Origin of the sequence: Aeromonas sp. S5(2024), from assembly GCF_041403025.1 — a bacterium.
Lineage (GTDB): Bacteria > Pseudomonadota > Gammaproteobacteria > Enterobacterales > Aeromonadaceae > Aeromonas > Aeromonas hydrophila.
In genome coordinates this window covers 630,244-652,675 of record NZ_JBGLRI010000001.1, presented here as the reverse complement: position 1 = coordinate 652,675, position 22,432 = coordinate 630,244, and the positions used below count along the sequence as shown (strand labels likewise).

19 protein-coding genes are annotated in these 22,432 nt (G+C 63.1%); 9 read left to right on the top strand and 10 right to left on the bottom strand.

Going from position 1 to position 22,432, the window contains the following annotated elements; translation table 11 throughout:
- Window positions 1-372: 372 nt before the first annotated feature.
- Genes ACB032_RS02945 through ACB032_RS02935 form a run of 3 tightly spaced genes read right to left on the bottom strand, consistent with a single transcriptional unit; the run spans window position 373 to window position 6,141 of the window.
- Window positions 373-1,788, bottom strand: a complete 1,416-nt coding sequence (locus tag ACB032_RS02945) for an efflux transporter outer membrane subunit (protein ID WP_371137311.1) — start codon at window positions 1,786-1,788, stop codon at window positions 373-375.
- Window positions 1,781-4,930 carry an efflux RND transporter permease subunit gene (locus tag ACB032_RS02940; RefSeq protein ID WP_371137310.1) on the bottom strand — a complete coding sequence of 1,050 codons (3,150 nt, stop codon included), beginning with the start codon at window positions 4,928-4,930 and terminating at the stop codon, window positions 1,781-1,783. Before ACB032_RS02940 ends, ACB032_RS02945 begins: the two co-directional genes overlap by 8 nt.
- Window positions 4,931-4,947: 17 nt before the next feature.
- Window positions 4,948-6,141, bottom strand: coding sequence for an efflux RND transporter periplasmic adaptor subunit (locus ACB032_RS02935; RefSeq protein WP_029299706.1), 1,194 nt, complete (start codon window positions 6,139-6,141; stop codon window positions 4,948-4,950).
- 143 nt (window positions 6,142-6,284) lie between these two features.
- On the opposite strand from ACB032_RS02935, the gene ACB032_RS02930 reads away from it, so the two are divergent.
- The 3 genes from ACB032_RS02930 (at window position 6,285) to ACB032_RS02920 (ending at window position 9,056) form a co-directional block, all read left to right on the top strand.
- Window positions 6,285-6,926, top strand: a complete 642-nt coding sequence (locus tag ACB032_RS02930; protein ID WP_043167504.1) for a TetR family transcriptional regulator — start codon at window positions 6,285-6,287, stop codon at window positions 6,924-6,926.
- A 204-nt stretch (window positions 6,927-7,130) separates the two neighbouring features.
- Entirely contained in the window at window positions 7,131-7,682 is a 552-nt protein-coding gene (locus ACB032_RS02925; protein ID WP_371137388.1) for a cyclopropane-fatty-acyl-phospholipid synthase family protein, read from the top strand.
- A gap of 195 nt (window positions 7,683-7,877) precedes the next feature.
- A complete protein-coding gene (locus ACB032_RS02920; RefSeq protein WP_371137309.1) occupies window positions 7,878-9,056 on the top strand; it encodes a dicarboxylate/amino acid:cation symporter in 1,179 nt (392 codons plus the stop codon).
- Window positions 9,057-9,104: 48 nt separating this feature from the next.
- Here ACB032_RS02920 and ACB032_RS02915 read toward each other — a convergent pair whose 3' ends face one another.
- The 7 genes from ACB032_RS02915 to ACB032_RS02885 all read right to left on the bottom strand — a co-directional run bounded on the left by ACB032_RS02915 (window position 9,105) and on the right by ACB032_RS02885 (window position 14,716).
- Window positions 9,105-9,473, bottom strand: coding sequence for a glyoxalase superfamily protein (locus ACB032_RS02915; protein WP_371137308.1), 369 nt, complete (start codon window positions 9,471-9,473; stop codon window positions 9,105-9,107).
- 113 nt (window positions 9,474-9,586) lie between these two features.
- Window positions 9,587-10,459: an acyl-CoA thioesterase II gene (tesB, locus tag ACB032_RS02910; RefSeq protein ID WP_011706717.1), complete on the bottom strand. Its 873-nt coding sequence runs from the start codon at window positions 10,457-10,459 to the stop codon at window positions 9,587-9,589.
- Between the two features lie 200 nt (window positions 10,460-10,659).
- Complete coding sequence (gene rluB / locus ACB032_RS02905) at window positions 10,660-11,583, bottom strand: 23S rRNA pseudouridine(2605) synthase RluB (RefSeq protein WP_011706718.1); 924 nt, start codon at window positions 11,581-11,583, stop codon at window positions 10,660-10,662.
- Window positions 11,576-12,172: an SMC-Scp complex subunit ScpB gene (scpB, locus tag ACB032_RS02900; protein ID WP_011706719.1), complete on the bottom strand. Its 597-nt coding sequence runs from the start codon at window positions 12,170-12,172 to the stop codon at window positions 11,576-11,578. The genes rluB and scpB overlap by 8 nt, the downstream gene beginning before the upstream one ends.
- Before the next feature lie 35 nt (window positions 12,173-12,207).
- A complete protein-coding gene (locus tag ACB032_RS02895) occupies window positions 12,208-13,077 on the bottom strand; it encodes a ScpA family protein (protein ID WP_371137387.1) in 870 nt (289 codons plus the stop codon).
- A gap of 34 nt (window positions 13,078-13,111) precedes the next feature.
- Window positions 13,112-13,732, bottom strand: coding sequence for an L-threonylcarbamoyladenylate synthase (locus tag ACB032_RS02890; protein WP_016351379.1), 621 nt, complete (start codon window positions 13,730-13,732; stop codon window positions 13,112-13,114).
- 102 nt (window positions 13,733-13,834) lie between these two features.
- Complete coding sequence (locus ACB032_RS02885; RefSeq protein ID WP_044800394.1) at window positions 13,835-14,716, bottom strand: PHP domain-containing protein; 882 nt, start codon at window positions 14,714-14,716, stop codon at window positions 13,835-13,837.
- A 437-nt stretch (window positions 14,717-15,153) separates the two neighbouring features.
- Here ACB032_RS02885 and ACB032_RS02880 point away from each other — a divergent pair, with 437 nt between their 5' ends.
- Genes ACB032_RS02880 through trpA form a run of 6 tightly spaced genes read left to right on the top strand, consistent with a single transcriptional unit; the run spans window position 15,154 to window position 21,956 of the window.
- Window positions 15,154-16,788, top strand: a complete 1,635-nt coding sequence (locus ACB032_RS02880) for an anthranilate synthase component 1 (RefSeq protein WP_371137307.1) — start codon at window positions 15,154-15,156, stop codon at window positions 16,786-16,788.
- The gene (locus ACB032_RS02875) at window positions 16,781-17,380 is read left to right on the top strand and encodes an aminodeoxychorismate/anthranilate synthase component II (protein WP_005359135.1); all 600 of its coding nucleotides are present in this window, start codon (window positions 16,781-16,783) and stop codon (window positions 17,378-17,380) included. The genes ACB032_RS02880 and ACB032_RS02875 overlap by 8 nt, the downstream gene beginning before the upstream one ends.
- A gap of 10 nt (window positions 17,381-17,390) precedes the next feature.
- Window positions 17,391-18,404: an anthranilate phosphoribosyltransferase gene (trpD, locus tag ACB032_RS02870; protein ID WP_065476711.1), complete on the top strand. Its 1,014-nt coding sequence runs from the start codon at window positions 17,391-17,393 to the stop codon at window positions 18,402-18,404.
- Window positions 18,404-19,912 (top strand): bifunctional indole-3-glycerol-phosphate synthase TrpC/phosphoribosylanthranilate isomerase TrpF, encoded by a 1,509-nt coding sequence (gene trpCF, locus ACB032_RS02865; protein WP_371137306.1) that lies wholly within the window; start codon window positions 18,404-18,406, stop codon window positions 19,910-19,912. The genes trpD and trpCF overlap by 1 nt, the downstream gene beginning before the upstream one ends.
- Before the next feature lie 47 nt (window positions 19,913-19,959).
- Entirely contained in the window at window positions 19,960-21,153 is a 1,194-nt protein-coding gene (gene trpB / locus ACB032_RS02860) for a tryptophan synthase subunit beta (protein ID WP_005347359.1), read from the top strand.
- Entirely contained in the window at window positions 21,150-21,956 is an 807-nt protein-coding gene (trpA, locus tag ACB032_RS02855; RefSeq protein ID WP_323949553.1) for a tryptophan synthase subunit alpha, read from the top strand. The genes trpB and trpA overlap by 4 nt, the downstream gene beginning before the upstream one ends.
- Window positions 21,957-22,432 lie beyond the last annotated feature (476 nt).

The window sequence follows — 22,432 nt, the reverse complement described above, 5'->3', positions numbered from 1 at the left end:
TCTAGCGTCTTTCCTAGTGGCTTGAACAGCCAAAACAACCGCATTCGACGTGGTAGATCTGCTGCTTGTTCATTAATTCTCCAGGCTCGGCCCCTGTAAAAAACATGTTGTTTTACCATGACAAAAGAGGCCGATTGACACTCGGTTGAGCAACGCTCAGTGAGACGCCATGACAAGGGACAACAGCGGATAGCAGGCAAGGCATGGTATCACTCCTCCCCCACTTGCTCCCCTCTGTTGATACAGTGCCCATTACCCGAACGACGTATTATGTCACTCAGGTTTCATATGTATATGTTTTTGCTCAAAAGAAACGGGGCGAACCCGATGGTTCGCCCCGTATTGGCCTGCTGATGGAAGGTATGAGTGTGCCTACTGCTGCCCCTCGCCCTTGTCACTCTCGGCATCGGTGGCTTGCCAGCCGCCGCCGACGGCTTTGTAGAGCGCGACCTGGTTGCTGAGCTGCGCCAGACGAGTACTGATCAACCCCTGCTTGGCACTGAACAGCGAGCGCTGGGCATCGAGTCGGGTGAGATAACTGTCCACCCCCTTCTCGTAACGCACCTCCGCCAGCTTGAAGTAGGTCTGGTTTGCCTCCACCAGTGCCTGCTGCGCCTGCAGTTGCTGCTGATAGTCGGCCTGGGCGCCGAGCGTATCCGCTACTTCCTTGAACGCGGTCTGGATACTCTTCTCGTAGCTCGCCACCGCCTGCTTGGTGCTTACCTCGGCCACGTCCAGATCCGCGATGCGCTTGCCGCCATCAAAAATCGGCAGGTTGATCTGCGGCATGAAGGTCCAGGTGCCGGTGCCGCCATCAAACAGCCCGCTCAACTGGTTGCTGGCGGTGCCCGCCGTCGCGGTCAGCGAGATGGTCGGGAAGAAGGCCGCACGGGCGGCGCCAATATTGGCATTGGCCGCCTTCAGGCTGTGCTCGGCCGCCAGGATGTCCGGGCGCTGTTGCAGCAGGCTGGATGGGGCGCCCACCGGGATCGCAGCCAGCTGCACCTCGGCTAGGGTTGCCGGCTGGGTCATCAGCGCGGGGACGCCGGTCCCGAGCAGCAGCGCCAGGCCGTTGCGATCCTGCTTCACCTGCCGTTGATACTGGGCCAGGCTCACTTTGGCACTCTCCAGCGCGGTACGGCCCTGGGCCAGCTCCATCTCGGAGGCAGCCCCCAGCCGGTACTTGTGCTCGGTCAGACCATAGCTCTCCTGCTCGGTGACCAGGGTCGCCTCGCTCAGCGCAAGCAACTCCTGATCCGCCAGCAGGGTGAGATAGGCGTTGGCCACCGAGGCGATCAGCGCAATCTGGGTGCTGCGCTGGGTCTCCACCTGCGCCAGATAATTTTCCAGCGCCTGATCTTTGAGGCTCTGGATCCGGCCGAACAGGTCCAGCTCGTAGGAGGTGATGCCGATGTTGGCACCATATTGGCTGCTGATGGTGCCCTGCCCCGTGCTGCTGAGATCGTCCGATCCCTGCTGGCGGGTACCCGAGCCATTGGCCGCCAGGGTCGGCAGCTGGGCCGCCCGCTGGATCCGGTATCTGGCCTCGTAGGCCTCCACGTTGAGGGCCGCGATGCGCAGATCCCGGTTGTTCTCAAGAGCCGTGGCGATCAACTGCTGCAGGGCAGGATCGAGGAACTGCTGGCGCCAGGGGGAGACGACCGCCTCCCCTACCTGGTTGCTCTGCCAGGCGGCGCCTTGCGGCAGCGTTGGGCGCTGGTAATCGGGGGCCATGGAACAGCCCCCCAGCAGCAGGGTCACGCTCAGGGCGATCAGGGTCTTAGTCATGTTTGATCTCCTCGCCATGGGCCAGACGCGCCTGCTTGGTGCTGTGTTTGGTGAAATAGCGCATCACCAGCACGAAGAACAGCGGCACGAAGAAGATGGCCAGCACGGTGGCACTGATCATCCCCCCCATCACGCCGGTACCGATGGCGTTGCGGCTGCTGGCGCCGGCACCGGTACTGATCACCAGCGGCAATACGCCGAGGATGAAGGCGAGCGAGGTCATCAGGATCGGACGCAGACGCAGGCGCGCCGCCTCCACCACGGCTTCGCTCAGCCCCATGCCCCTGTCATAGAGCTCCTTGGCGAACTCGACGATGAGGATCGCGTTCTTGGCCGACAAACCGATGGTGGTGAGCAGGCCCACCTGGAAGTAAACATCGTTCTCCAACCCGCGCAGGGTGGCGGCCACAATGGCCCCCAACACCCCGAGCGGTACCACCAGCATCACCGAGAACGGGATGCTCCAGCTCTCGTAGAGGGCGGCCAGACAGAGGAATACCACCAGCAGGGAGATGGCGTACAGGGCCGGTGCCTGAGAGCCTGCCTGCCGCTCCTGATAGGAGAGACCGGTCCACTCGATGCCGATGCCTTCCGGCAGCTGCTTCACCATCTGCTCGATGGCGGCCATGGCGTCACCGGTACTCTTGCCCGGCGCCGCTTCCCCGACGATCTCCATCGCCGGCACGCCGTTGTAACGCTCCAGCCGTGGCGAGCCGAAGCTCCAGTCGGTGCTGGCAAAGGCGGAGAAGGGCACCATCTGACCGGCGCTGTTGCGCACGTACCAGAGCTTGAGGTCTTCCGGGTTCATCCGGAAGGGGGCATCCGCCTGCAGGTAGACCTTCTTGACCCGGCCTCTGTCGACGAAGTCATTCACATAGGCAGAGCCCCAGGCACTGGAGAGCGTACTGTTGATGTCGCTGATGGAGAGCCCCTGCGCCAACGCCTTCTCGTAGTCGATCTTGATGTCGAGTTGGGGGGTATCTTCCATCCCGTTCGGGCGCACCCGCACCAGGTTGGGATCCTGCGCCGCCATGCCGAGCAGCTGGTTGCGCGCCGCCATCAGCTTGTCGTGGCCCACGCCGGCCCGATCCTGCAGGAAGAAGTCAAAACCGGTCGCCGTTCCCAGCTCCGGGATCGGAGGCAGGTTGAAGGCGAACACCTGGGCTTCCTTGATGCTGAACAGGTAGCCCATGGCGCGGCCGATGATGGCATTGGCGCTGCGATCCGGCGTGTTGCGCTCCTTCCAGTCTTTCAGCTTGATGAACGCCATGCCGCTGTTCTGACCGCTACCGGCAAAGCTGAAGCCCGCCACCGTCAGCACGGAGTCGACGTTATCCTTCTCGTTTTTCATGAAGTAGTCGCGCATGTCGGCCAGCACCACCTCGGTGCGCTGCTTGGTCGCCCCGACCGGCAGCTGCACCATGGACATGATGACCCCCTGATCCTCTTCCGGCAGGAAGGAGGTGGGCATGCGCATGAACAGGATGGCCAGTACAGCCAGCATGGCCGCATAGATGATGCCGTAGCGCACCCCTTGCTTGACCACCTTGCGCACGCCGCTCTGATAGCGGTTGGCGCTGGCGTCGAAGGCCCGGTTGAACCAGCCGAAGAAACCGCGCTTGGCACCGAACTCGCCATGCTTGATGGGCTTGAGCAGGGTGGCGCACAGGGCCGGGGTCAGGATCAGCGCCACCAGCACCGACAGCACCATGGCCGAGACGATGGTGAGCGAGAACTGGCGATAGATGGCACCGGTCGAGCCGCCGAAGAAGGCCATCGGCACGAACACCGCCGAGAGCACCAGGGCGATCCCCACCAGGGCGCCGGTGATCTGGGTCATGGACTTGCGGGTCGCCTCGAGCGGAGAGAGATCCTCCTCGCTCATCAGGCGTTCCACGTTCTCCACCACCACGATGGCGTCATCCACCAACAGGCCGATGGCCAGCACCAGACCGAACATGGTCAGGGTGTTGATGGAGAAGCCGAACGCCGACATGACGCCGAAGGTGCCCAGCAGCACCACGGGCACCGCGATGGTCGGGATCAGGGTGGCGCGGAAGTTCTGCAGGAACAGATACATCACGCAGAACACCAGGAAGATCGCCTCCACCAGGGTCTGTACCACCTCCTCGATGGAGATCTTCACGAACGGCGTGGTGTCGTACGGGTAGACAATCTCCATGTTGGCCGGGAAATAGGTGGAGAGCTCATTCAGCTTGCCACGCACCTTCTCAGCGGTATCCAGTGCGTTGGCCCCGGTCGCCAGCTTGATGGCCACCGCCGCAGTGGACTGGCCGTTGTAGAGCGCCTCGGCATCGTAGCTTTCACCGGCCAGTTCGACCCGGGCCACGTCTTTGAGCCGCACCTTGGAGCCGTCCTGGTTAACCCGCAGCAGGATGTCGTTGAACTCCTCCACGGTGGAGAGCCGGGTCTGCCCCATGATGGTGGCGGTGAACTGCTGATCGGTCACCGCCGGGGTGCCCCCCAGCTTGCCGAAGGCCACCTGGGTATTCTGCGCCTTGATGGCGGCCTGCACGTCACCCGGGGTCATCTGCACCCGGTTGAGCTTGTTGGGATCGAGCCAGACCCGCATGGAGTACTGGCTGCCGAACAGGGTGATGTCCCCTACCCCGTCCAGACGGCTGAGCGGCTCCTTGATGTTGGCCACCACGTAGTCGGCCAGGTCATCGTTGGTCATGGCGCCATCTTTGGAGATGAAGGCGGCCACCATCAGGAAGCTGCTGGAGGTCTTCTGGACCCGGATCCCCTGCTGCTGCACCTCTTGCGGCAACAGCGACATGGCTTGCTGCAGCTTGTTCTGCACCTGCACCTGGGCGATGTCGGGGTCGGTCCCCGGCTGGAAGGTGAGGGTGACCGATACCCGGCCGGAGGAGTCCGACTGGGAGGACATGTAGAGCAGGTGATCCAGCCCGGTCATGTTCTGCTCGATGATCTGGGTCACCGAGTCTTCCACCGTCTTGGCGGAGGCCCCCGGGTAGCTGGCAGAAATGCCCACCGCCGGCGGCGCAATGCTCGGGTACTGGGCGACCGGCAGCTTGATGATGGCCAGGCTCCCCGCCAGCATGATCACCAGGGCGATCACCCAGGCGAAAATGGGTCTGTCTATGAAAAATCGTGCCATGAGGCGACTACTCCATCCTACTTGTTGGCCGGGGCATTGGCCGGCGCCTGGGCAGACTGCGCAGCGGCACTCTGTTCAGCAGGTGCCACGACGACCCCGGGTTTTACCTTTTGCAGGCCGGCGACGATCACCCGTTCGCCCGCCTTGAGACCGGATTCCACCACCCAGTCACTGCCGACGATGCGGCCCAGCTGCACTTCACGCAGCTCCACCTTGTTGTCCGCCGTCACCACCATCACGGTGGCGCCGCCTTTCGGGGTACGGGTCACCGCGGTCTGCGGCACCAACAGCCCTTCGGCGCGCTCGCCCTCCTGCAGGGTGGCACGCATGAACATGCCCGGCAGCAGCAGCTGATGAGGGTTGGGGACAATAACCCGCAGGGTCACCATGCCGGTGGTCTCATCCACGGTCACGTCGGAGAACTGCAGCGAGCCCTCTTCGCCGTAGGTGGAGCCATCTTCCAGCTGGAAGCTCACCCGGGCGCCTTTCTGCTCGTCCTGGGTCAGCTTGCCGGCCGCCACCTGGCGCTTGAGGCGCAGCAGATCGGCGGTGGACTGGCGCACGTCCACATACATGGGGTCGAGCTGCTGGATGGAGGTGAGGCTGTCAGCCTGCTGGGCCGTCACCAGTGCCCCCTCGGTCACCGCGGACTTGCCGATGCGGCCGCTGATGGGGGCCGTGATGCGGGTGTAGGCCAGGTTGATGTTGGCGGTCTGCAGCGCCGCCTTGGCGGCACCGATTTCGGCCAGCTGCTGCTTCCAGGCCGCGTCGGCGTCGTCATACTCCTGGCTGCTGATGGCCTTCACCTTCACCAGCTCGGCATAGCGCTTGGCCTTGAGGCGGGCGCTCTGCTCGTTGGCCTGCGCCTTGGCCAGGTTGGCCTTGGCACTGGCCACCGCGGCCTGATAGACGGCGGGGTCGATCTGGTACAGCAGCTGGCCGGCTTTGACGTCGCTGCCCTCGGTAAAGAGACGCTTGAGAATGATGCCGCTCACCTGGGGGCGCACCTCGGCGACCCGCAGCGGGGCGCTGCGACCGGTCAGCTCGGTGGTGAGCTGCAGCGGCGCCGTGTGCAGGGTGACGACATCCACCGCGGCCGGCGGCATCGCACCGGGCCCCTGCTGGGCACTGCCCTGTTCGCCGCAAGCGGTCAGCAGACCGCTCGCCAGCAGCGCAAGGCCGACTGAACGTGCGAGAATATGTTTATGCATGGAGAACCTGAGCCTCTGTCTATCAATGAATAACCACAGGGTTTATAGGACCCGGTTGGTAAAATCGGAAAGATGAGGCAATATACATACATTCATAAATGTATGTAAGTGACTTTTTTTACTTTTACAAGGTACGCGCAGAGATGGCCAGAAGAACCAAAGAAGAGGCGCAGCAGACCCGCTGCCACATCATGAGTACGGCCCTGGATCTGTTCTGCTCACACGGCCTGGCCAAGACCAGCCTGACCGACATCGCCAGGGCCGCCGAGCTGACCCGGGGCGCCATTTACTGGCATTTCAAGAACAAGGAAGAGCTGTTCGTCTCCCTCTGGGAGGAGCTGTGCCAGCCCCTCTCCCATCAGCTCGATGCCTGCGTCTCCGAGCTGGAGCCCGACCCCCTCGGCAAGCTGCGTACCTTCCTCAAGGAGGTGCTGGTCAAAATCTGCACCAACCCGGCCCATCAGCAGATGTTCACCATCATGTTCAACCTGGAGTCGCTGGAGGGGGAAGCCATCTCCTTGCGCGAACACATGCGCAGCCAGTCCAGCAACTTCTTCCGGGATCTGGAAACCACCCTGGGCAATGCGGTGCGCCTCGGCCAACTGCCGCAGGGGCTGGATCTGCAGCGGGCCGCCACCCTGCTGCACTGCACCCTGGATGGCTACATCATCAACTGGCTGCACTTTCCGGAGCGCATCGATCTGCGCCAGGAGGCCGACTTCCTGCTGGACAGCCTGTTCGCCCTGATTGCCCTGCCAACCGGCCCGGCCGCCCGTCGCCCCTGAGCCAGCAAGGCCGAACACTGGCGGCCCTGGCCCGACGCAGACAACCCCTCACTTCCTTCCATCTCCTTCCATCCCTTTGGCGCCCCGGCGCCAAATTGGCTCAAGTTTGCTATACTCACGCCCCCGAAATTGAGTTGCGCCCCCCGAACCAAGGTGCCCGCCATGTCCCGTTCATCCTCCTCTTGCCCTCCGGCCTCCATTGCCATGCCCTCAGCCGACCCATGGTCAGCGGCGCGCCAATCGTTTCTGACTCTGCTGCCCCCCGGTGCCCACCTGCTGGAGGCGGACTGTGGCGAAGGCGACGATCTCTGCTTCTTTCGCCAGCAGGGGCTGGTGGTGACGGCCTTCGATGCCCGCCTGGCACAGGCCAGGATCGCCTCGCGGCGCAGCGGCCAGCCGGTGCGGATCTGCCGCATCGAGCAGTTGCATAGCGTGGTGCCCTATGACGGTATCTGGGCGCGTGGGGCCTTGCCGGCGATCGCGCCAGACGAGCTCAGCGACGCACTGGCCCATCTGGCCGGCCTGCTCAAGCCCGCCGGAGCGCTCTACTGCGCCTTTCCCCACCCCAGTGGCCAGATCGTTGCCACCGGCAGCACACTAGGCGCTCCCGCAGCCGAGGTACACCTCTGCCAGACCCGGCTCGATGAGGATGGCCTGCGGCAGCTCATCGCCCCGCTGCCGCTGCAACTGAAGCAGTGCTGGGAGAGCGAGCAGGCGGATGGCCGCTGGCTGCACACCCTGCTGATCCGCGCCTGAAGGGCCGTGGAAAATTAATCACCCACCGCACCTCGCGATCACCTCGCCAGTGGCTATCACCGCCATGATCACATTTAACAATATTTAACTCGACATTAACGCACACGCGACAGACATTATGCGGATTTTGTGTTAAAAAGCGGCATTAAAATCAAAATTAAATAACAAATCAGACACTAACACCTGGATTTACTTATGAAACTTGTCCTCAAACTGGTTGCCGGCATCCTCGCCGGTCTCTTGCTCGGTCTCTACGCCCCGGAATGGGTCGCACGCGTGCTGTTTACGGCCAAGACAGTCATAGGTCAGCTGATCACCTTCACCATTCCGCTCATCATCCTGTTCTTCATCATGAGCGGCATCGCCAGCCTGCCGAAGAACTCCGGCAAGCTGTTGGGCAAGACGGTCGCCCTCTCCTACTGCTCCACCATACTGGCGGGTCTGTTCGCCTTTACCGTGGCCAGCAACCTGATCCCGCGCCTGACCACCGCCGCCGAGCCCACCGCCGAGAGCGTCATCAAGCTCGCCTCCTACATCAACCTGGAGATCCCGCCGCTGTTCGGGGTGATGTCGGCGCTGGCCGCCGCCTTCGTGTTCGGCATCGGCATCAGCGCCACCCAGGCCACCGATCTGCGCCGGGTCGCCGATCAGGGTCGTGACATCATCGACCGCCTGCTGGCCAAGGTGATCATCCCGCTGCTGCCATTCTACATCGCTGGCGTCTTCGTCGAGATGACGGTGGAAGGCACCGTATTCGCCACCCTGAAGACCTTCGGCGTGGTGCTGGTGATGGCCATCGTCATGCACTGGCTCTGGCTCTCCGTGCTGTTCGTCGGTACCGGTCTGGCCCTGGGCCGCTCCCCGGCCCAGCTCATCAAGAACATGCTGCCGGCCTACTTCACCGCGCTGGGCACCATGTCCAGCGCCGCCACCATCCCGGTCGCCCTGCAGGCCAGCAAGAACAACGGCGTGAGCGATGGCATCGCCAACTTCACCGTGCCGCTGTGCGCCACCATTCACCTGTGTGGCTCCACCATCACCCTGGTGACCTGCGCCACCGCGGTGATGTTCCTCTCCGAGCATCTGGCCATTCCGGGTATCGACACCATGCTGCCCTTCATCATGATGCTGGGCGTCATCATGATCGCCGCGCCGGGTGCCCCGGGTGGCGGCGTCATGTCCGCGCTGGGTCTGCTCACCTCCATGCTGGGGTTCGGTGAGGCCTCCATCGCCCTGATGATCGCCCTCTACCTGGCCCAAGACAGCTTCGGCACCGCCTGCAACGTCACCGGCGACGGCGTGATTGCCCTGTGGGCCGACCGTTTCGCCCAGAGCGACGAGCCAGCGCTCAGCGCCGAGCAAGACGCAGCCTGATCGAGCAAGCAGATAAAAAAACGGGAGCCATCGGCTCCCGTTTTTTTATTAGGCATTTTCTTCCGGCGGCAGCGGCTCGGTAAACACCAGCCGGTTACCGAAGGGATCCCGGACCTGCAGCTCGCGGCAGCCCCATGGCATGGTCTCGATGGCGGGTCTGGCGTTGGGATACCCCTTGGCCTGCCACTCCGCAAACAGGGCATCAAGCTTGTCGGTCGAGAGCCGCAGAGCCGCTCCTGGGCAGGCATCCCCATGGTGCTCGGAAAGGTGGATGACCCAGTCCCCCCGAGAGACCTGCAAGTAGAGCGGCATCTCCGGGCCAAACCTGTGCTCCCAGTCGATGATAAATCCCAGGTAGTCGAGGTAAAAGTCACGCAACTTGCCTTCATCGAAGCTGCGCAGGATGGGTATGATCATGATGTCTCTCCTCTGCCGTTTGGGTAGTCGGGGTAAAGCCCCAAAGTCTGGCCTGCGCAAAACTGCGCAGGTCAGACACCATCATGGCGTCCCTCTTCGGCCATGTTGCCTGCTCATGGGTTACTGCCACGGCGGCGGATCACCCCTTCCTGCGCCGTGCTCGCCACCAGCACGCCATCGCGGGTGAAGAACTGGCCGCGCACCAGGCCGCGACCGGCGCTGGCGCTCGGGCTGTCCACCACGTAGAGCAGCCAGTCGTCCAGCCGGAAGTCCCGGTGGAACCACATGGAGTGATCGATGGTGGCCACCTGCATATCCGGCTCCCAGTACGACACGCCGTGGGGCTGCAGGGCGGTGAACAGGAAGTGGAAGTCGGAGGCATAGGCCAGCAGGTACTTGTGCACCCGCTGATCATCCGGCATCTGGCCATTGGCCTTGAACCAGACGTGGCGCAGCGGCTCGTGCACGTCGGGGCGGATCGGGTCGACCAGGGTCACCGGGCGAATTTCGATGGGCTTCTCGCACATGATCTTGTCGCGCAGGGCCGGCGGGATCTGCTGCTCGTAGGGGCGTACCAGCTCCAGCTCGCTCTTGAGCTGCTCGGGCGGCGTGATCCCCGCTGGCATGGCGATCTGGTGTTCAAAGCCGTCCGCCTCGACCTGGAAGGAGGCGTTGAGATAGAAGATGGGCTTGCCGCCCTGAATGGCCTTGACCCGGCGGGTGGAGACGGTCTGGCCGTCGCGGATGTTCTCCACGTCGTAGACGATGGGACGGTTGGCATCGCCGGGGCGCAGGAAGTAGGAGTGGAAGCTGTGCACCTGGCGATCGCTTGCCACCGTCTGCTTGGCGGCTGACAAGGCCTGCCCCATTACCTGTCCGCCAAACACGGCCCGCAGACCGAGATCCTGGCTCTGGCCCCGAAACAGGCCCTCCTCGATTTTTTCGAGCGCCAGCAACGCCAGCAGCTCATCAAGTACCTTGCTCATTATTATCTCCTGTGTCAGTGCGGGAAGGCTAACAAGCCCGCCCGTGCCGAGCAACCACCCCCGCCCCTGCCAGTCACCTGCCCGGTCCCATTAATTCAGCATTACGCTCGCTCGAACAATAACGAACTCAAAAGGCACCAACGAAAAGGCCCACCGAAGAGGCGGGCCTGTTGCAGTGCGGCCTTGCGACCACGCAGCGCTTACTTGCTGCCGGTACCCGAGTTACGGGTGGAAGAGGTCGGCTTGCGACGGGCCGTGGTGGCACGGGCGCGCGGCTCCTTGCCCTGCATCTCCTTGTGGCGCTTGACGGCGCGACGGATCTGGGCGGCCTGCTTGTGACGACTGGTTTTGCCATCCTGCTGCAGATCGACCTTGGACTCGGTCTCGTTGGGCAGGTTGACCAGGCCACGCAGGTAGTTCACCTCGGGCAGTTTCAGCTCCTGCCAGCCACCACGCGGGATGCCGCGATCCAGCTGCACGTCGCCGTAGCGAATGCGCATCAGGCGGCTCACCTGCACTTCCTGGGATTCCCACAGGCGGCGCACTTCACGGTTGCGACCTTCGGTCAGGGTGACGTTGAACCACTGGTTCAGACCCTCGCCACCGGCCGGCTTGATCTTGTTGAACTTGGCCATGCCGTCTTCCAGCTGCACGCCCTTGCGCAGACGTTGCAGCATGGCTTCGGTGATCTCGCCAAAGACCCGCACCGCGTATTCCCGCTCCACTTCGTGGCTCGGGTGCATCAGCCGGTTGGCCAGTTCGCCGTCGGTGGTGAACAGCAGCAGACCTGAGGTGTTGACGTCGAGGCGGCCGACCGCGATCCAGCGGGCCCCTTCCATCTTGGGCAGACGATCAAACACGGTGGGACGACCTTCCGGATCGTGACGGGTACACATCTCCCCTTCCGGCTTGTGGTAAGCCAGCACGCGGCAGATCACTTCCTCTGCGGCACGGGTCTTGATCTGGTGACCATCCACCCGGATCACGGCGTTCACTTCGACGCGATCCCCCAGTGTGGCGACCTTGCCATCCACACTGACCCGACCTGCGGTGATCAGGGCCTCCATCTCACGACGGGAGCCGTGACCCGCGCGGGCCAACACTTTTTGCAGTTTTTCACTCATCGGGGTTACCTGATTGTTGATCGCTGCCCGCAGCTGCCAATGTCAGCGTGGACAACGAGGGTTGCAGTTCGGGATCAAGCTCGGGGAGCTGCTCCAGACTCTGCAGATTAAAATAATCCAGAAATTCTCGGGTGGTGGCGAGCAGCTCCGGGCGGCCCACCACCTCCTTGTGACCGATGCTGCGCACCCAGCCACGTTCTTTCAGGGTATTCACTATCTGGCTCGAGACCGCCACCCCGCGGATGGCTTCGATCTCGGCCCGGGTGATGGGCTGACGATAGGCGATCAGCGTCAGCGTCTCCATCACGGCGCGCGAATAACGGGGAGCCCGCTCACTCCAGAGCCTGGAGAGCTCCTCGGCGTACTCCTGGCGGGCCTGAAAGCGCCAGCCGGAGGCCACCTCCTTGAGCTCCACCCCCCGTTCGCTGTAATCCTGCCTTAGCTCCGCCAGCAACAGCTGGACGTAGCGGCTGGTGACCGGGTAGTCCGCCAGTACGCTGCTCTTGAGCTCGCTGACATTGAGCGGGCGCCCGGCGACGAACAGTGCCGCCTCGATCAGCGTCTTGAGTCGTTCAGCCGGCAGCGCCATGGTCCGCTCCTCGTAACATCGGCCTCTTCAACCGTTCAGTGGGCAGCGCCACGCTCGCTCTCCTCATGCTGGCCGGCCAGGGCAAAGTGGATCGGCCCCAGCGGTTCCGCCTGCAGGATCCAGATCAACTGCTCCTTGCACAGCTCCAGCAACGCCAGAAACGTCACCAACACCCCCATGCGCCCCTCTTCGGCGCGCAGCACCCGATCCAGGCGCAGGGTCTGGCCCAGCGAGAGCATGGCAAGGATCTCCGCCATGCGCACCCGGGTCGGGATCTGCTCACGGCGGATCTGGTGATGTTCAAAATGAGTCGCGCGTTTTACCACACTTTGCATGTAAAGGGCGAGCTCAACCAGCGAAACATCGGGCGTCAATGGTTTGAGATCGCCAAAATCCGGCGGCAGGGCGGTAGCGATGAAGATCTCCCGCTCCAGCCGCGGCAACTCGTTGACCCGCTCCGCCCCCACCTTGTAGCGCTCGTACTCCTGCAGCCGGCGAATGAGGGTAACGCGGGGGTCTTCCCCCTCCTCCTCATCTTCCAGCTCAGGCGCCTTGGGCAGCAGCAGACGGGATTTTATCTCCGCCAGCCAGGCCGCCATCAGCAGGTATTCGGCCGCCAGCTCCAGATTGAGGCCCTGCATCAGCTCCACGTACTCCATGTACTGGGCGGTGATCTGCAGGATCGGCAGGTTGAGGATGTCGAGCTGCTGGCGCCGGATGAGGTAGAGCAACAGATCGAGCGGCCCCTCGAAGGTATCGAGAAACACCTCCAGCGCATCGGGCGGGATGAACAAATCCTGGGGCAGCTCGTGATAGGGCTGCCCCAGTACCCGGGCGATGGGAGACGGGACGGCCTGGGGGGGAGCTGCCTCCCCCGCCACGCTCGCCACTCTCTCGCCCGCCATGGGCGTGGTCGTCACCGGTACAGGATCGGCAGTATCACTCAAACGGAGTCGGGTCCCCGGCACCACGCCGACGCAGCACAGGCTCGTCGTCGGAGAAGTCCACCACGGTAGTGGGCTGCTCGCCCAGATAGCCACCGTTGACCACCAGATCCAGCTGCTTGCCCAGCTTGTCGAAGATCTCCTCCGGGTCGAACTCCGCCATGTCCGATTCCGGCAGGATCAGGGTGGTGGAGAGCAGCGGCTCGCCGAGCGCTTCCAGCAGCGCCTGGGCAATCTTGTTGTCCGGTACCCGGATGCCGATGGTCTTCTTCTTCTCGTTCATCAGGCGGCGCGGCACCTCCTTGGTGGCCTTGAAGATGAAGGTGTAGGGGCCGGGGGTGTTGTTCTTGATCAGGCGAAACGCCGTGTTGTCCACCTTGGCATAGGTGGAGATCTCGGAGAGATCGCGGCACACCAGGGTGAAGTCGTGGTTGGGATCGATGCGGCGGATGCGGCAGATACGCTCCAGCGCGCCCTTGTCGCCCATCTGGCAACCCAGCGCATAGCCCGAGTCGGTGGGATAGACGATGACGCCGCCGTTCTGAATGATCTGTACCGCCTGGCTGATCAGACGGGCCTGGGGGTTTTCCGGATGTACGTAAAAGTGCTGACTCATGACTCGTTCTCGCAATGGGGGCGGCAATGCCTGCCCGCTTGATGGCCGTGGAGCCAGGCTCCACGACACTACCTTAATCTGTTTGACGCCCGCCGGCGCCCCTCAACGGCTGGCCAGCAGGGCGGCGTGCTGCTCGGCGCTCAGGCCGAAGTGGCCGGGATGGGCCAGCCAGAGCGGCATCCCCTCCTTGGGCAACCAGAGGTGGCGCCCCAGCTCGGTCCAGTTGGAGGGGAAGTGAAAATCCGATCCTACCGAGATGTAGAGGTCGTGCTCCTTGGCCCACTGGCCGAGATTCGCCCGCTCCTGCGGACTCTGCTGGGGCAGCGAGACCTCCATGGCATCACCACCGGCCGCCTTGAAGGCCACCAGCAGCCGCTTGATCCACTTGGCGGTGAGGTCGTAACGGCTCGGGTGGGCCAACACCGCCAGACCGCCAGCGGCGTGAATGGCGCTGATCGCCTCGCCCATCTCGGGCCACTCGGCCGGAGCATAGCCCTTGTTGCCCCGGCTCAGGTACTTTTTGAAGACCTTCTGCATGGTATCGGCCACCCCGCGCGCCATCAGCACCCGGGCAAAGTGGGCCCGGGTCACGGCGGCGTCGCCGGCCAACTGCTTGGCCTCTTCATAGGTGCCGGGGAGCTGGCACTTCTCCAGACGACGCCCTATTTCCTGGGCGCGCGCCTCCCGACGGGCCAGCTGGCCGGCCAGAAACGCCACCAGCTGCGGATTTTTTTCATCCACCCCCAGCGCCACGATATGAATTTCGTGGTGCTCCCAGCCGGTGGAGATCTCGACCCCGCTCACCAGCCGCAGCGGCAGTTGCTCGGCGTCGATGGTGCGGCGCACCTCATCAAGCCCGGCAAGGGTGTCGTGGTCAGTGACCGCTAACACCTCGACCCCTTGTGCGGCGGCTCGGCGCACCAGTTCGGCGGGGCTCAGCACGCCATCCGAGGCCGTGGTATGGCAGTGTAGATCGAATCTCATCAGATTATTCCGCTCTCGTGGTCAGGTCACCATGGGTACACATTCGGTGAAAGAAGGCTAAAAAGCGACTTGACTTGGCCGCGGCTTTATCGTTTTCTGTAGGCACTTCATTGCAAACATCTTTTTACAGGACTTTATCATGCAAACGACTTCCATCCTGACCATCTGGTGGTGGCACACTCCCTGACATGCGGGCGTGTGGTCGTTGCTGTACCTGTAAATCTGACAGCAAATAAAGAACCCAAAGAAAAAGCCCGCTGACCCCAGCGGGCTTTTTTATTATCCGGCAAATGGACCTGTGATGAAACCGAGAATTCAGACAAGCAAGCTGACCTGGCGATGGCGCCCCTGAACCAGCCACCCCAGACCCATTAAATTTTCAAGGAATTCAACGTCATGAACATCGGTAAACAGCATCACACGCAAGGGAACGCACTATGACAGCCAGCCATCGCCTTCCTCTGGGTGAATTCGATACCCTCACCCTCAACGCCCCCTATGTGGCCGATCCGCTGGCACTCTACAGCGAGCTCTGCCAGGGGCGCCCCAACAACCTGCTGCTGGAATCGGTGGAGATCGACTCCAAGGCGGGCAAACAGAGCCTGCTGCTGGTGGACGCCTGCCTGCGCATCGAGTGCCGTGGCCGCACCGTGCGGGTGCGCAGCCTCAACGATAACGGCGCCCAGCTGCAGAGCCTGCTGGCCGAGCGCCTGCCCGCCGCCGTTGCCCAGAGCCTGGTGGCCGGCGAGTTGCAGCTCGACTTCCCGGCCTCCGATCGGGAGCAGGACGAAGACAGCCGCCTCAAGGGGATCAGCGTGCTGGACGTGCTGCGCACCCTGCAGCGGGAGCTTGATTGCCAGCTCGGCAAAGAAGCCCTGTTTATGGCCGGCAGCTTCGCCTACGACCTCATTGCCTCCTTTGAAGATCTGCCAGAGGTGCCGGAAGGAAGCAACGACTGCCCCGACTACTGCTTCTACGTGGCCGAGACCCTGATCACCATCGACCACATCGCGCGCTCCACTGCGCTGCTCGCCTGCATCTTTGGCGGTGACAGCGACGAGAGCCGGGTGGAAGACAGATACCACCGCCTGAGCGAGCGCCTCGCCCAGTTCAAGCACGCCTGCCAGCAAGCCCCTGCGCAGGCCCCGGCCACCCCGGCCCTCGCCGGCGGCATGAGCGTGGACAAGAGCGACAAGCAGTTTTGCGCCGAGGTGGAGAGGCTCAAGGGCTTCATTCGCCGCGGCGACATCTTCCAGGTGGTGCCGTCACGCTGCTTCTCCCTGCCCTGCCCCAGCCCCGTCGCCGCCTATCGCCGCCTCAAGCAGACCAACCCCAGCCCCTACATGTTCTACGTGCAGGACGAGGGCTTCACCCTGTTTGGCGCCTCGCCGGAGAGCGCGGTGAAATTCTGCGCCACCAGCCGCGACGTGGAGATGTACCCCATCGCCGGTACCCGCCGCCGCGGCTTCAACCCCGATGGCAGCATCAACCGGGATCTCGATGGCCGCATCGAGCTGGAACTGCGTCAGGACGAGAAAGAGGTGGCCGAGCACCTGATGCTGGTGGATCTGGGCCGCAACGACATCGCCCGCATCTCGGAGCCAGGCACCCGCTACGTCAAGGAGCTGCTGAAAGTGGATCGCTACAGCCACGTGATGCACCTGGTCTCCAAGGTGGTCGGCACCTTGCGCGCCGACCTTGACGCCCTGCACGCCTATCAGGCCTGCATGAACATGGGCACCCTCACCGGCGCCCCCAAGATCCGCGCCAGCGAGCTGATTCGCATGGTGGAAGGCAAGCGCCGCGGCAGCTACGGCGGCGCGGTCGGCTACATCAACGGCGCCGGCGAGATGGATACCTGTATCGTCATTCGCTCCGCTTTCGTTAAAGATGGCGTGGCCCATGTGCAGGCCGGTGCCGGCGTGGTCTATGACTCCAAACCCCAGGCCGAGGCGGACGAGACTCGCGCCAAGGCGGCGGCCGTGCTGGCCGCCATCGCAGCCAGCCATGGCACCTCCCTGCAAGCCCTGAGCGCCCAGCAGGAGCAACATAAGGACGTGAGCCATGACTAACATCTTCCTGCTCGACAACTTCGACTCCTTTACCTACAACCTCGTCGACCAGTTTCGCTCCCTCGGCTATCCGGTGCGGATCTACCGCAACAGCCTGCCGGCCAGCCGCATCATGAGCGAAATCGCCGCCTGCGAAGGGGACGCCGTGCTGGTGCTCTCGCCGGGCCCGGGCGCCCCCCACGAAGCGGGTTGCCTGATTGATCTGATCAAGCTGGCCCGCGGTCAGGTGCCCATCCTCGGCATCTGCCTCGGCCATCAGGCCCTGTGCGAAGCCTACGGTGGCACCGTCGGCGCGGCGGGCGAGATCGTCCACGGCAAGCGCTCGCTGATTGAGCACAACGGCCACGGCGCCTTCGCCGGTCTGCCAAGCCCGCTGCCGGTGGCCCGCTACCACTCGCTGGTCGCCACCTATGTACCGGAAGAGCTGACGGTGATTGCCCACTATCAGGGCATGCCCATGGCCATCGAGCAGCAGGATGAGCGGGTGCTGGGCTTCCAGTTCCATCCCGAATCCATCATGACCTCGGAAGGGGCCCGTCTGCTGACCCAGGCGCTCGCCCATATCACCCGTCCAGAAAGCAGTGTGCGGTAAGGAGACCAACATGCATCATCATCTCAACACCCTCTATCAGGGTCAGTCTCTGAGCCGTGAAAGTACCCGCGACGCCTTCGGTCAGGTGGTACGTGGCGAAGTGGACCCCATCGTTCTCGCCAGTTTATTGACCGCTCTCAAGATCAAGGGGGAGACCCCGGAGGAGATCGCCGGCGCCGCCGAGGCCCTCTTGGCAGAAGCGCGCGACTTCCCGCGTCCGGATTACGAGTTCTGCGACATCGTCGGCACCGGTGGCGATGGCCTCAACACCATCAACGTCTCCACCACTTCGGCGCTGGTCGCCGCCGCCTGCGGCCTGAAAGTAGCCAAGCACGGCAACCGCTCGGTCTCGAGCAAATCGGGTTCGAGCGATCTGCTCGACAAGATGGGCATCAAGCTCGACATGAGCCCGGCGCAGGCGCGCCGCTGCCTCGATGAGCTCGGCATCTGCTTCCTGTTCGCCCCCCAGTACCACGCCGGGGTGCGCCACGCCATGCCGGTGCGTCAGGCCCTCAAGACCCGCACCCTGTTCAACGTGCTGGGGCCGCTTATCAACCCCGCTCGCCCCACCTATCAACTGATGGGGGTCTATGCCCCCGAGCTGGTGCGCCCCATCGCCGAAACCCTGCTGGCACTGGGGCTGAAAACCGGTATGGTGGTGCACGGTGCAGGCCTTGACGAGATTGCCATCCACGGCCCGACCCAGGTAGCCCAGATCCGTGACGGCGAGATCCGCGAGTTTCTGTTAACCCCGGCTGACTTTGGCCTGGAGACCTACCCGGTCAGCGCCATTCAGGGCGGCGAGCCTGAAGAGAACCGCGCCATCACCGCCGCCATTCTGGAAGGGCGTGGCACCCCGGCCCACAACGCCGCCATCGCCGCCAACGTGGCGCCACTGCTGCTGATGGCGGGCAAGGCGAAGGATCTCAAGAGCGCGGCGGCCGAGGTGCTGACGGTGCTGGCAAGCGGCAAGACGGCGGAGCTCGCCGCTCGGCTGGCCACCTTGAGCCATCAGGAGGCATGATGTCAGCCACGACTCTGCACAGCAGTCATTCAGAACGCCCAACCGGCAATAACCAGCTTCGCAAGGATAACGAGATGTCAGACCTTATTGCCCCCCATGCTTTTCTGAACATGGCCTCCATCAGCCAGACCATTCTCGGCAAAATCGTGGCGGCCAAGCAGGAGTGGGTCGCCGCCCGCAAGCTGACCCAGCCACTGGCGAGCTTCCAGAGCGCGCTGACCCCAAGCGATCGGGATTTCGTCGGGGCGCTCAAGGCGGGCTCCACCCGCTTTATTCTGGAGTGCAAGAAGGCCTCCCCCTCCAAGGGCTTGATCCGCAATGATTTCAGCCCGGAGGCCATCGCCGACATCTATGGCAAATACGCCACCGCCATCTCGGTGCTGACCGACGAGAAGTTCTTTCAGGGGGATTTTGCCTTTTTGCCGCGGGTGCGCAGCCGCGTCAGCCAGCCGGTGCTCTGCAAGGATTTCATGATTGACCCCTATCAGGTCTATCTGGCTCGCCACTATCAGGCGGACGCCATCCTGCTGATGCTCTCGGTGCTCACCGACGAGGGCTATCGCGCCCTGTTCGCGGTGGCCAAAGAGCTGGGCCTTGGCGTGCTGACCGAGGTAAGCAACGAGGAGGAGCTGACCCGCGCCATCGCGCTGGGGGCGCCGGTGATTGGCATCAACAACCGGGACCTGCGGGATTTGAGCGTCGATCTCGCCCGCACCAAACAGCTGGCCAAAGACATTCCAAGCGATCGGGTAGTGATCAGCGAATCCGGCATCAACCACCGCGCTCAGGTGGCGGATCTGCGCCACCACGCCAAGGGCTTTCTGGTGGGCTCGTCCCTGATGGCGGAGCCGGATCTGGAGGCAGCGGTGCGCAAGCTCACTCTGGGCCAGAACAAGGTGTGTGGCCTCACCCGCGCCGAGGATGCCGCCGCCGCCCATCAGGCAGGCGCGGTATTTGGGGGTCTTATCTTTGTGGCCAAAAGCCCGCGCTATGTGGACATCCCCGCCGCCCGCGCCGTGATGGCGGGCGCGCCGCTCGCCTATGTGGGGGTATTTCGCAACGCCCAGCCCGCCACCATCGCCAAGACGGTGGAAGCGCTTGGCCTCGCGGCCGTGCAACTGCACGGGGATGAAGATGCCGCCTATATCGAGGGACTGCGCGCGCTGCTGCCGGCTGGCTGCCAGATCTGGAAGGCAGTAGGCGTCTCTCTTGGTAAAGAAAGCGGCGAACCGCTGCCCGCCCTCGATTACCCGGCGGATCGCCTGCTGCTGGATACCAAAGTAGGCAGCCAGAGCGGTGGCACCGGTCAGGCGTTCGACTGGGCCCTGCTGGCCCATCTCGATAAAGCCAAGCTGATGCTGGCGGGCGGCCTTAATCCCGACAACGCCCTGCAGGCGGCACAAGTGGGCTGCCTCGGCCTTGATTTCAACTCCGGGGTCGAGAGTGCCCCGGGCCAGAAGGATGCGCACAAGCTGGCGGCGGCGTTTGCCGCACTGCGCAACCTGTAACGCAACCCTTTTTGATGTTTCGATTTAGCTAATACAAGGAAGAAGCCATGACCCTGCTCAACCCGTTTTTCGGTGAATTTGGCGGCATGTACGTGCCCCAGATCCTTATCCCGGCCCTGCTCCAGCTGGAGAAAGCCTTTGTCGATGCCAAGGATGATCCGGCCTTTATCGCCGAATTTCAGTCCCTGCTGACCGAGTATGCCGGTCGCCCGACTCCGCTCACCCTGACCCGCAATCTGACCAAAGGCACCAAGACCCGCCTCTATCTGAAGCGTGAAGATCTGCTGCACGGCGGCGCCCACAAGACCAACCAGGTGCTGGGTCAGGCGCTGCTGGCCAAGCGGATGGGCAAGAGCGAGATCATCGCCGAGACCGGTGCGGGTCAGCATGGCGTCGCCACTGCGCTGGCCTGCGCTCTGCTCGGCCTCAAGTGCCGGGTCTATATGGGGGCCAAGGATTGCGAACGCCAGAAGCCCAACGTCTTTCGCATGAAGCTGATGGGCGCCACCGTCATTCCGGTGCACTCCGGCTCCAGCACCCTGAAAGATGCCTGCAACGAGGCGCTGCGCGACTGGGCTGCCAACTACGAGTCGGCCCACTACCTGCTCGGTACCGCCGCCGGCCCACACCCCTTCCCCACTATCGTGCGGGAGTTCCAGAAGATGATCGGCGAAGAGGCCAAGGCCCAGTGCTTCGAGAAGGAGGAGCGGCTGCCCGATGCGGTGATCGCCTGCGTCGGCGGCGGGTCGAACGCCATCGGCATGTTTGCCGACTTTATCGATGAGCCGTCGGTGCGCCTCATCGGCGTCGAGCCGGGTGGTCACGGCATCGAGAGTGGCGAGCACGGCGCGCCGCTCGGTCACGGCAGCAAGGGGGTCTTCTTTGGCATGCACTCCTACCTGATGCAGGACAATCAGGGCCAAATTCAGGAGTCCTACTCCGTCTCGGCGGGGCTGGACTTCCCCTCCGTCGGCCCACAGCACGCCCATCTGGCCGCCATCGGCCGCGCCGAGTACCCCTCGGTGACCGACAAGGAGGCGCTGGACGCCTTCCAGGAGCTGGCCAAATCCGAAGGCATCATACCAGCGCTGGAGTCCTCCCACGCGCTGGCCCACGCCCTCAAGATGGCCCGCAGTGAACCGGAAAAAGAGCAGGTGCTCATCGTCAACCTCTCCGGCCGTGGCGACAAAGATATCTTCACCGTGGCTGACATTTTTGAGAAAGAAGGAACCTTGTCATGAACCGTTACGCACAACTCTTCTCCCGTCTGGACGAAGCCAATCAGGGCGCCTTTGTGCCGTTCGTGATGCTGGGTGACCCCACCCCCGAATTGTCGCTGGCCATCGTCGATGCGCTGGTCGCAGGGGGCGCCGATGCCCTCGAGCTCGGCATTCCCTTCTCGGATCCGGTGGCGGACGGCCCCACCATTCAGGGCGCCGCCCTGCGCGCCTTTGAGAGCCACACCACCCCGGACGACTGCTTCGAGCTGCTTGGCCGCATCCGCGCCAAGTACCCGCAGCTGCCCATTGGCCTCTTGGTCTACGCCAACCTGGTCTATGTGCGCAAAATTGACGGCTTTTACGAGAAGTGCCAGCAGGCCGGCGTGGATTCGGTGCTGGTGGCCGACGTGCCGGTGCAGATGTGCGCCCCCTACAAGGCGGCCGCCGACAAGTTCGGTATCGACAGCATCTTTATCGCCCCGCCCAATGGCGATGCCGAAACCCTGAAACAGGTGGCGGAGCTCGGCAATGGTTACACCTATCTGGTGAGCCGCGCCGGTGTGACCGGTGCCGAGACCAAGGCCGGCATGCCGGTGGAGGGCCTCATCAATACCCTGCGCGAGTTCAATGCCCCCCCCGCCCTGCTCGGCTTTGGTATCAGCGAACCGGCTCAGGTGCGTGAAGCCATTGCCGCCGGCGCCGCCGGTGCCATCTCCGGCTCCGCCGTGGTGAAGATCATCGAGACCCACCACCAGAACCCGGAACACATGCTGACCCGTCTGAAAGAGTTTGTGGAAGGGATGAAGGCGGCGACCAACCGCTAAGGTCGTGCTGGGTTCAACTGTCTGTGGATTTTCCCCCGATTGCCAGTTTTCATGACCACGTAAAAGGGAGCCTGACCGGCTCCCTTTCTTTTTATCTCGCTTACACCCGCTTGCAGCCCCCGGCTGTTTGCCCCCTCTCCCTCCGGGAGAGGGCTGGGGTGAAGGGGAATTGTGCATTTCCAGCCAAGCAAATCTCTCACCTCAAATGTCACTGATGACTAATTTATTGATCCAACACAGATTCCCGCCAAAGCCCCCTTCTCAACTATCACCATCCCCCTTAAGATACCCGAATGACAATCAACCTCTCGGAAGAACGCCATGACAGCGATTGTTGCTATCTCGCAGGTTAACAGCAGCGAACTGGGAACTGAAACTCAGGGGCGGTAGCCTTGCCAGCACCGACTCTTTGATTGTCATTTGTACAGTTGTATCAGTAGTGTTAGAAGGAAAAATCAAGAGAAGATATTCCGATC

Coding starts and splice junctions, on each gene's coding strand:
- ACB032_RS02945 (WP_371137311.1), bottom strand. CDS start 1,788: ATGACTAAGACCCTGATCGCCCTGAGCGTGACCCTGCTGCTGGGGGGC.
- ACB032_RS02940 (WP_371137310.1), bottom strand. CDS start 4,930: ATGGCACGATTTTTCATAGACAGACCCATTTTCGCCTGGGTGATCGCC.
- ACB032_RS02935 (WP_029299706.1), bottom strand. CDS start 6,141: ATGCATAAACATATTCTCGCACGTTCAGTCGGCCTTGCGCTGCTGGCG.
- ACB032_RS02930 (WP_043167504.1), top strand. CDS start 6,285: ATGGCCAGAAGAACCAAAGAAGAGGCGCAGCAGACCCGCTGCCACATC.
- ACB032_RS02925 (WP_371137388.1), top strand. CDS start 7,131: ATGCCCTCAGCCGACCCATGGTCAGCGGCGCGCCAATCGTTTCTGACT.
- ACB032_RS02920 (WP_371137309.1), top strand. CDS start 7,878: ATGAAACTTGTCCTCAAACTGGTTGCCGGCATCCTCGCCGGTCTCTTG.
- ACB032_RS02915 (WP_371137308.1), bottom strand. CDS start 9,473: ATGATCATACCCATCCTGCGCAGCTTCGATGAAGGCAAGTTGCGTGAC.
- tesB (WP_011706717.1), bottom strand. CDS start 10,459: ATGAGCAAGGTACTTGATGAGCTGCTGGCGTTGCTGGCGCTCGAAAAA.
- rluB (WP_011706718.1), bottom strand. CDS start 11,583: ATGAGTGAAAAACTGCAAAAAGTGTTGGCCCGCGCGGGTCACGGCTCC.
- scpB (WP_011706719.1), bottom strand. CDS start 12,172: ATGGCGCTGCCGGCTGAACGACTCAAGACGCTGATCGAGGCGGCACTG.
- ACB032_RS02895 (WP_371137387.1), bottom strand. CDS start 13,077: ATGGCGGGCGAGAGAGTGGCGAGCGTGGCGGGGGAGGCAGCTCCCCCC.
- ACB032_RS02890 (WP_016351379.1), bottom strand. CDS start 13,732: ATGAGTCAGCACTTTTACGTACATCCGGAAAACCCCCAGGCCCGTCTG.
- ACB032_RS02885 (WP_044800394.1), bottom strand. CDS start 14,716: ATGAGATTCGATCTACACTGCCATACCACGGCCTCGGATGGCGTGCTG.
- ACB032_RS02880 (WP_371137307.1), top strand. CDS start 15,154: ATGACAGCCAGCCATCGCCTTCCTCTGGGTGAATTCGATACCCTCACC.
- ACB032_RS02875 (WP_005359135.1), top strand. CDS start 16,781: ATGACTAACATCTTCCTGCTCGACAACTTCGACTCCTTTACCTACAAC.
- trpD (WP_065476711.1), top strand. CDS start 17,391: ATGCATCATCATCTCAACACCCTCTATCAGGGTCAGTCTCTGAGCCGT.
- trpCF (WP_371137306.1), top strand. CDS start 18,404: ATGTCAGCCACGACTCTGCACAGCAGTCATTCAGAACGCCCAACCGGC.
- trpB (WP_005347359.1), top strand. CDS start 19,960: ATGACCCTGCTCAACCCGTTTTTCGGTGAATTTGGCGGCATGTACGTG.
- trpA (WP_323949553.1), top strand. CDS start 21,150: ATGAACCGTTACGCACAACTCTTCTCCCGTCTGGACGAAGCCAATCAG.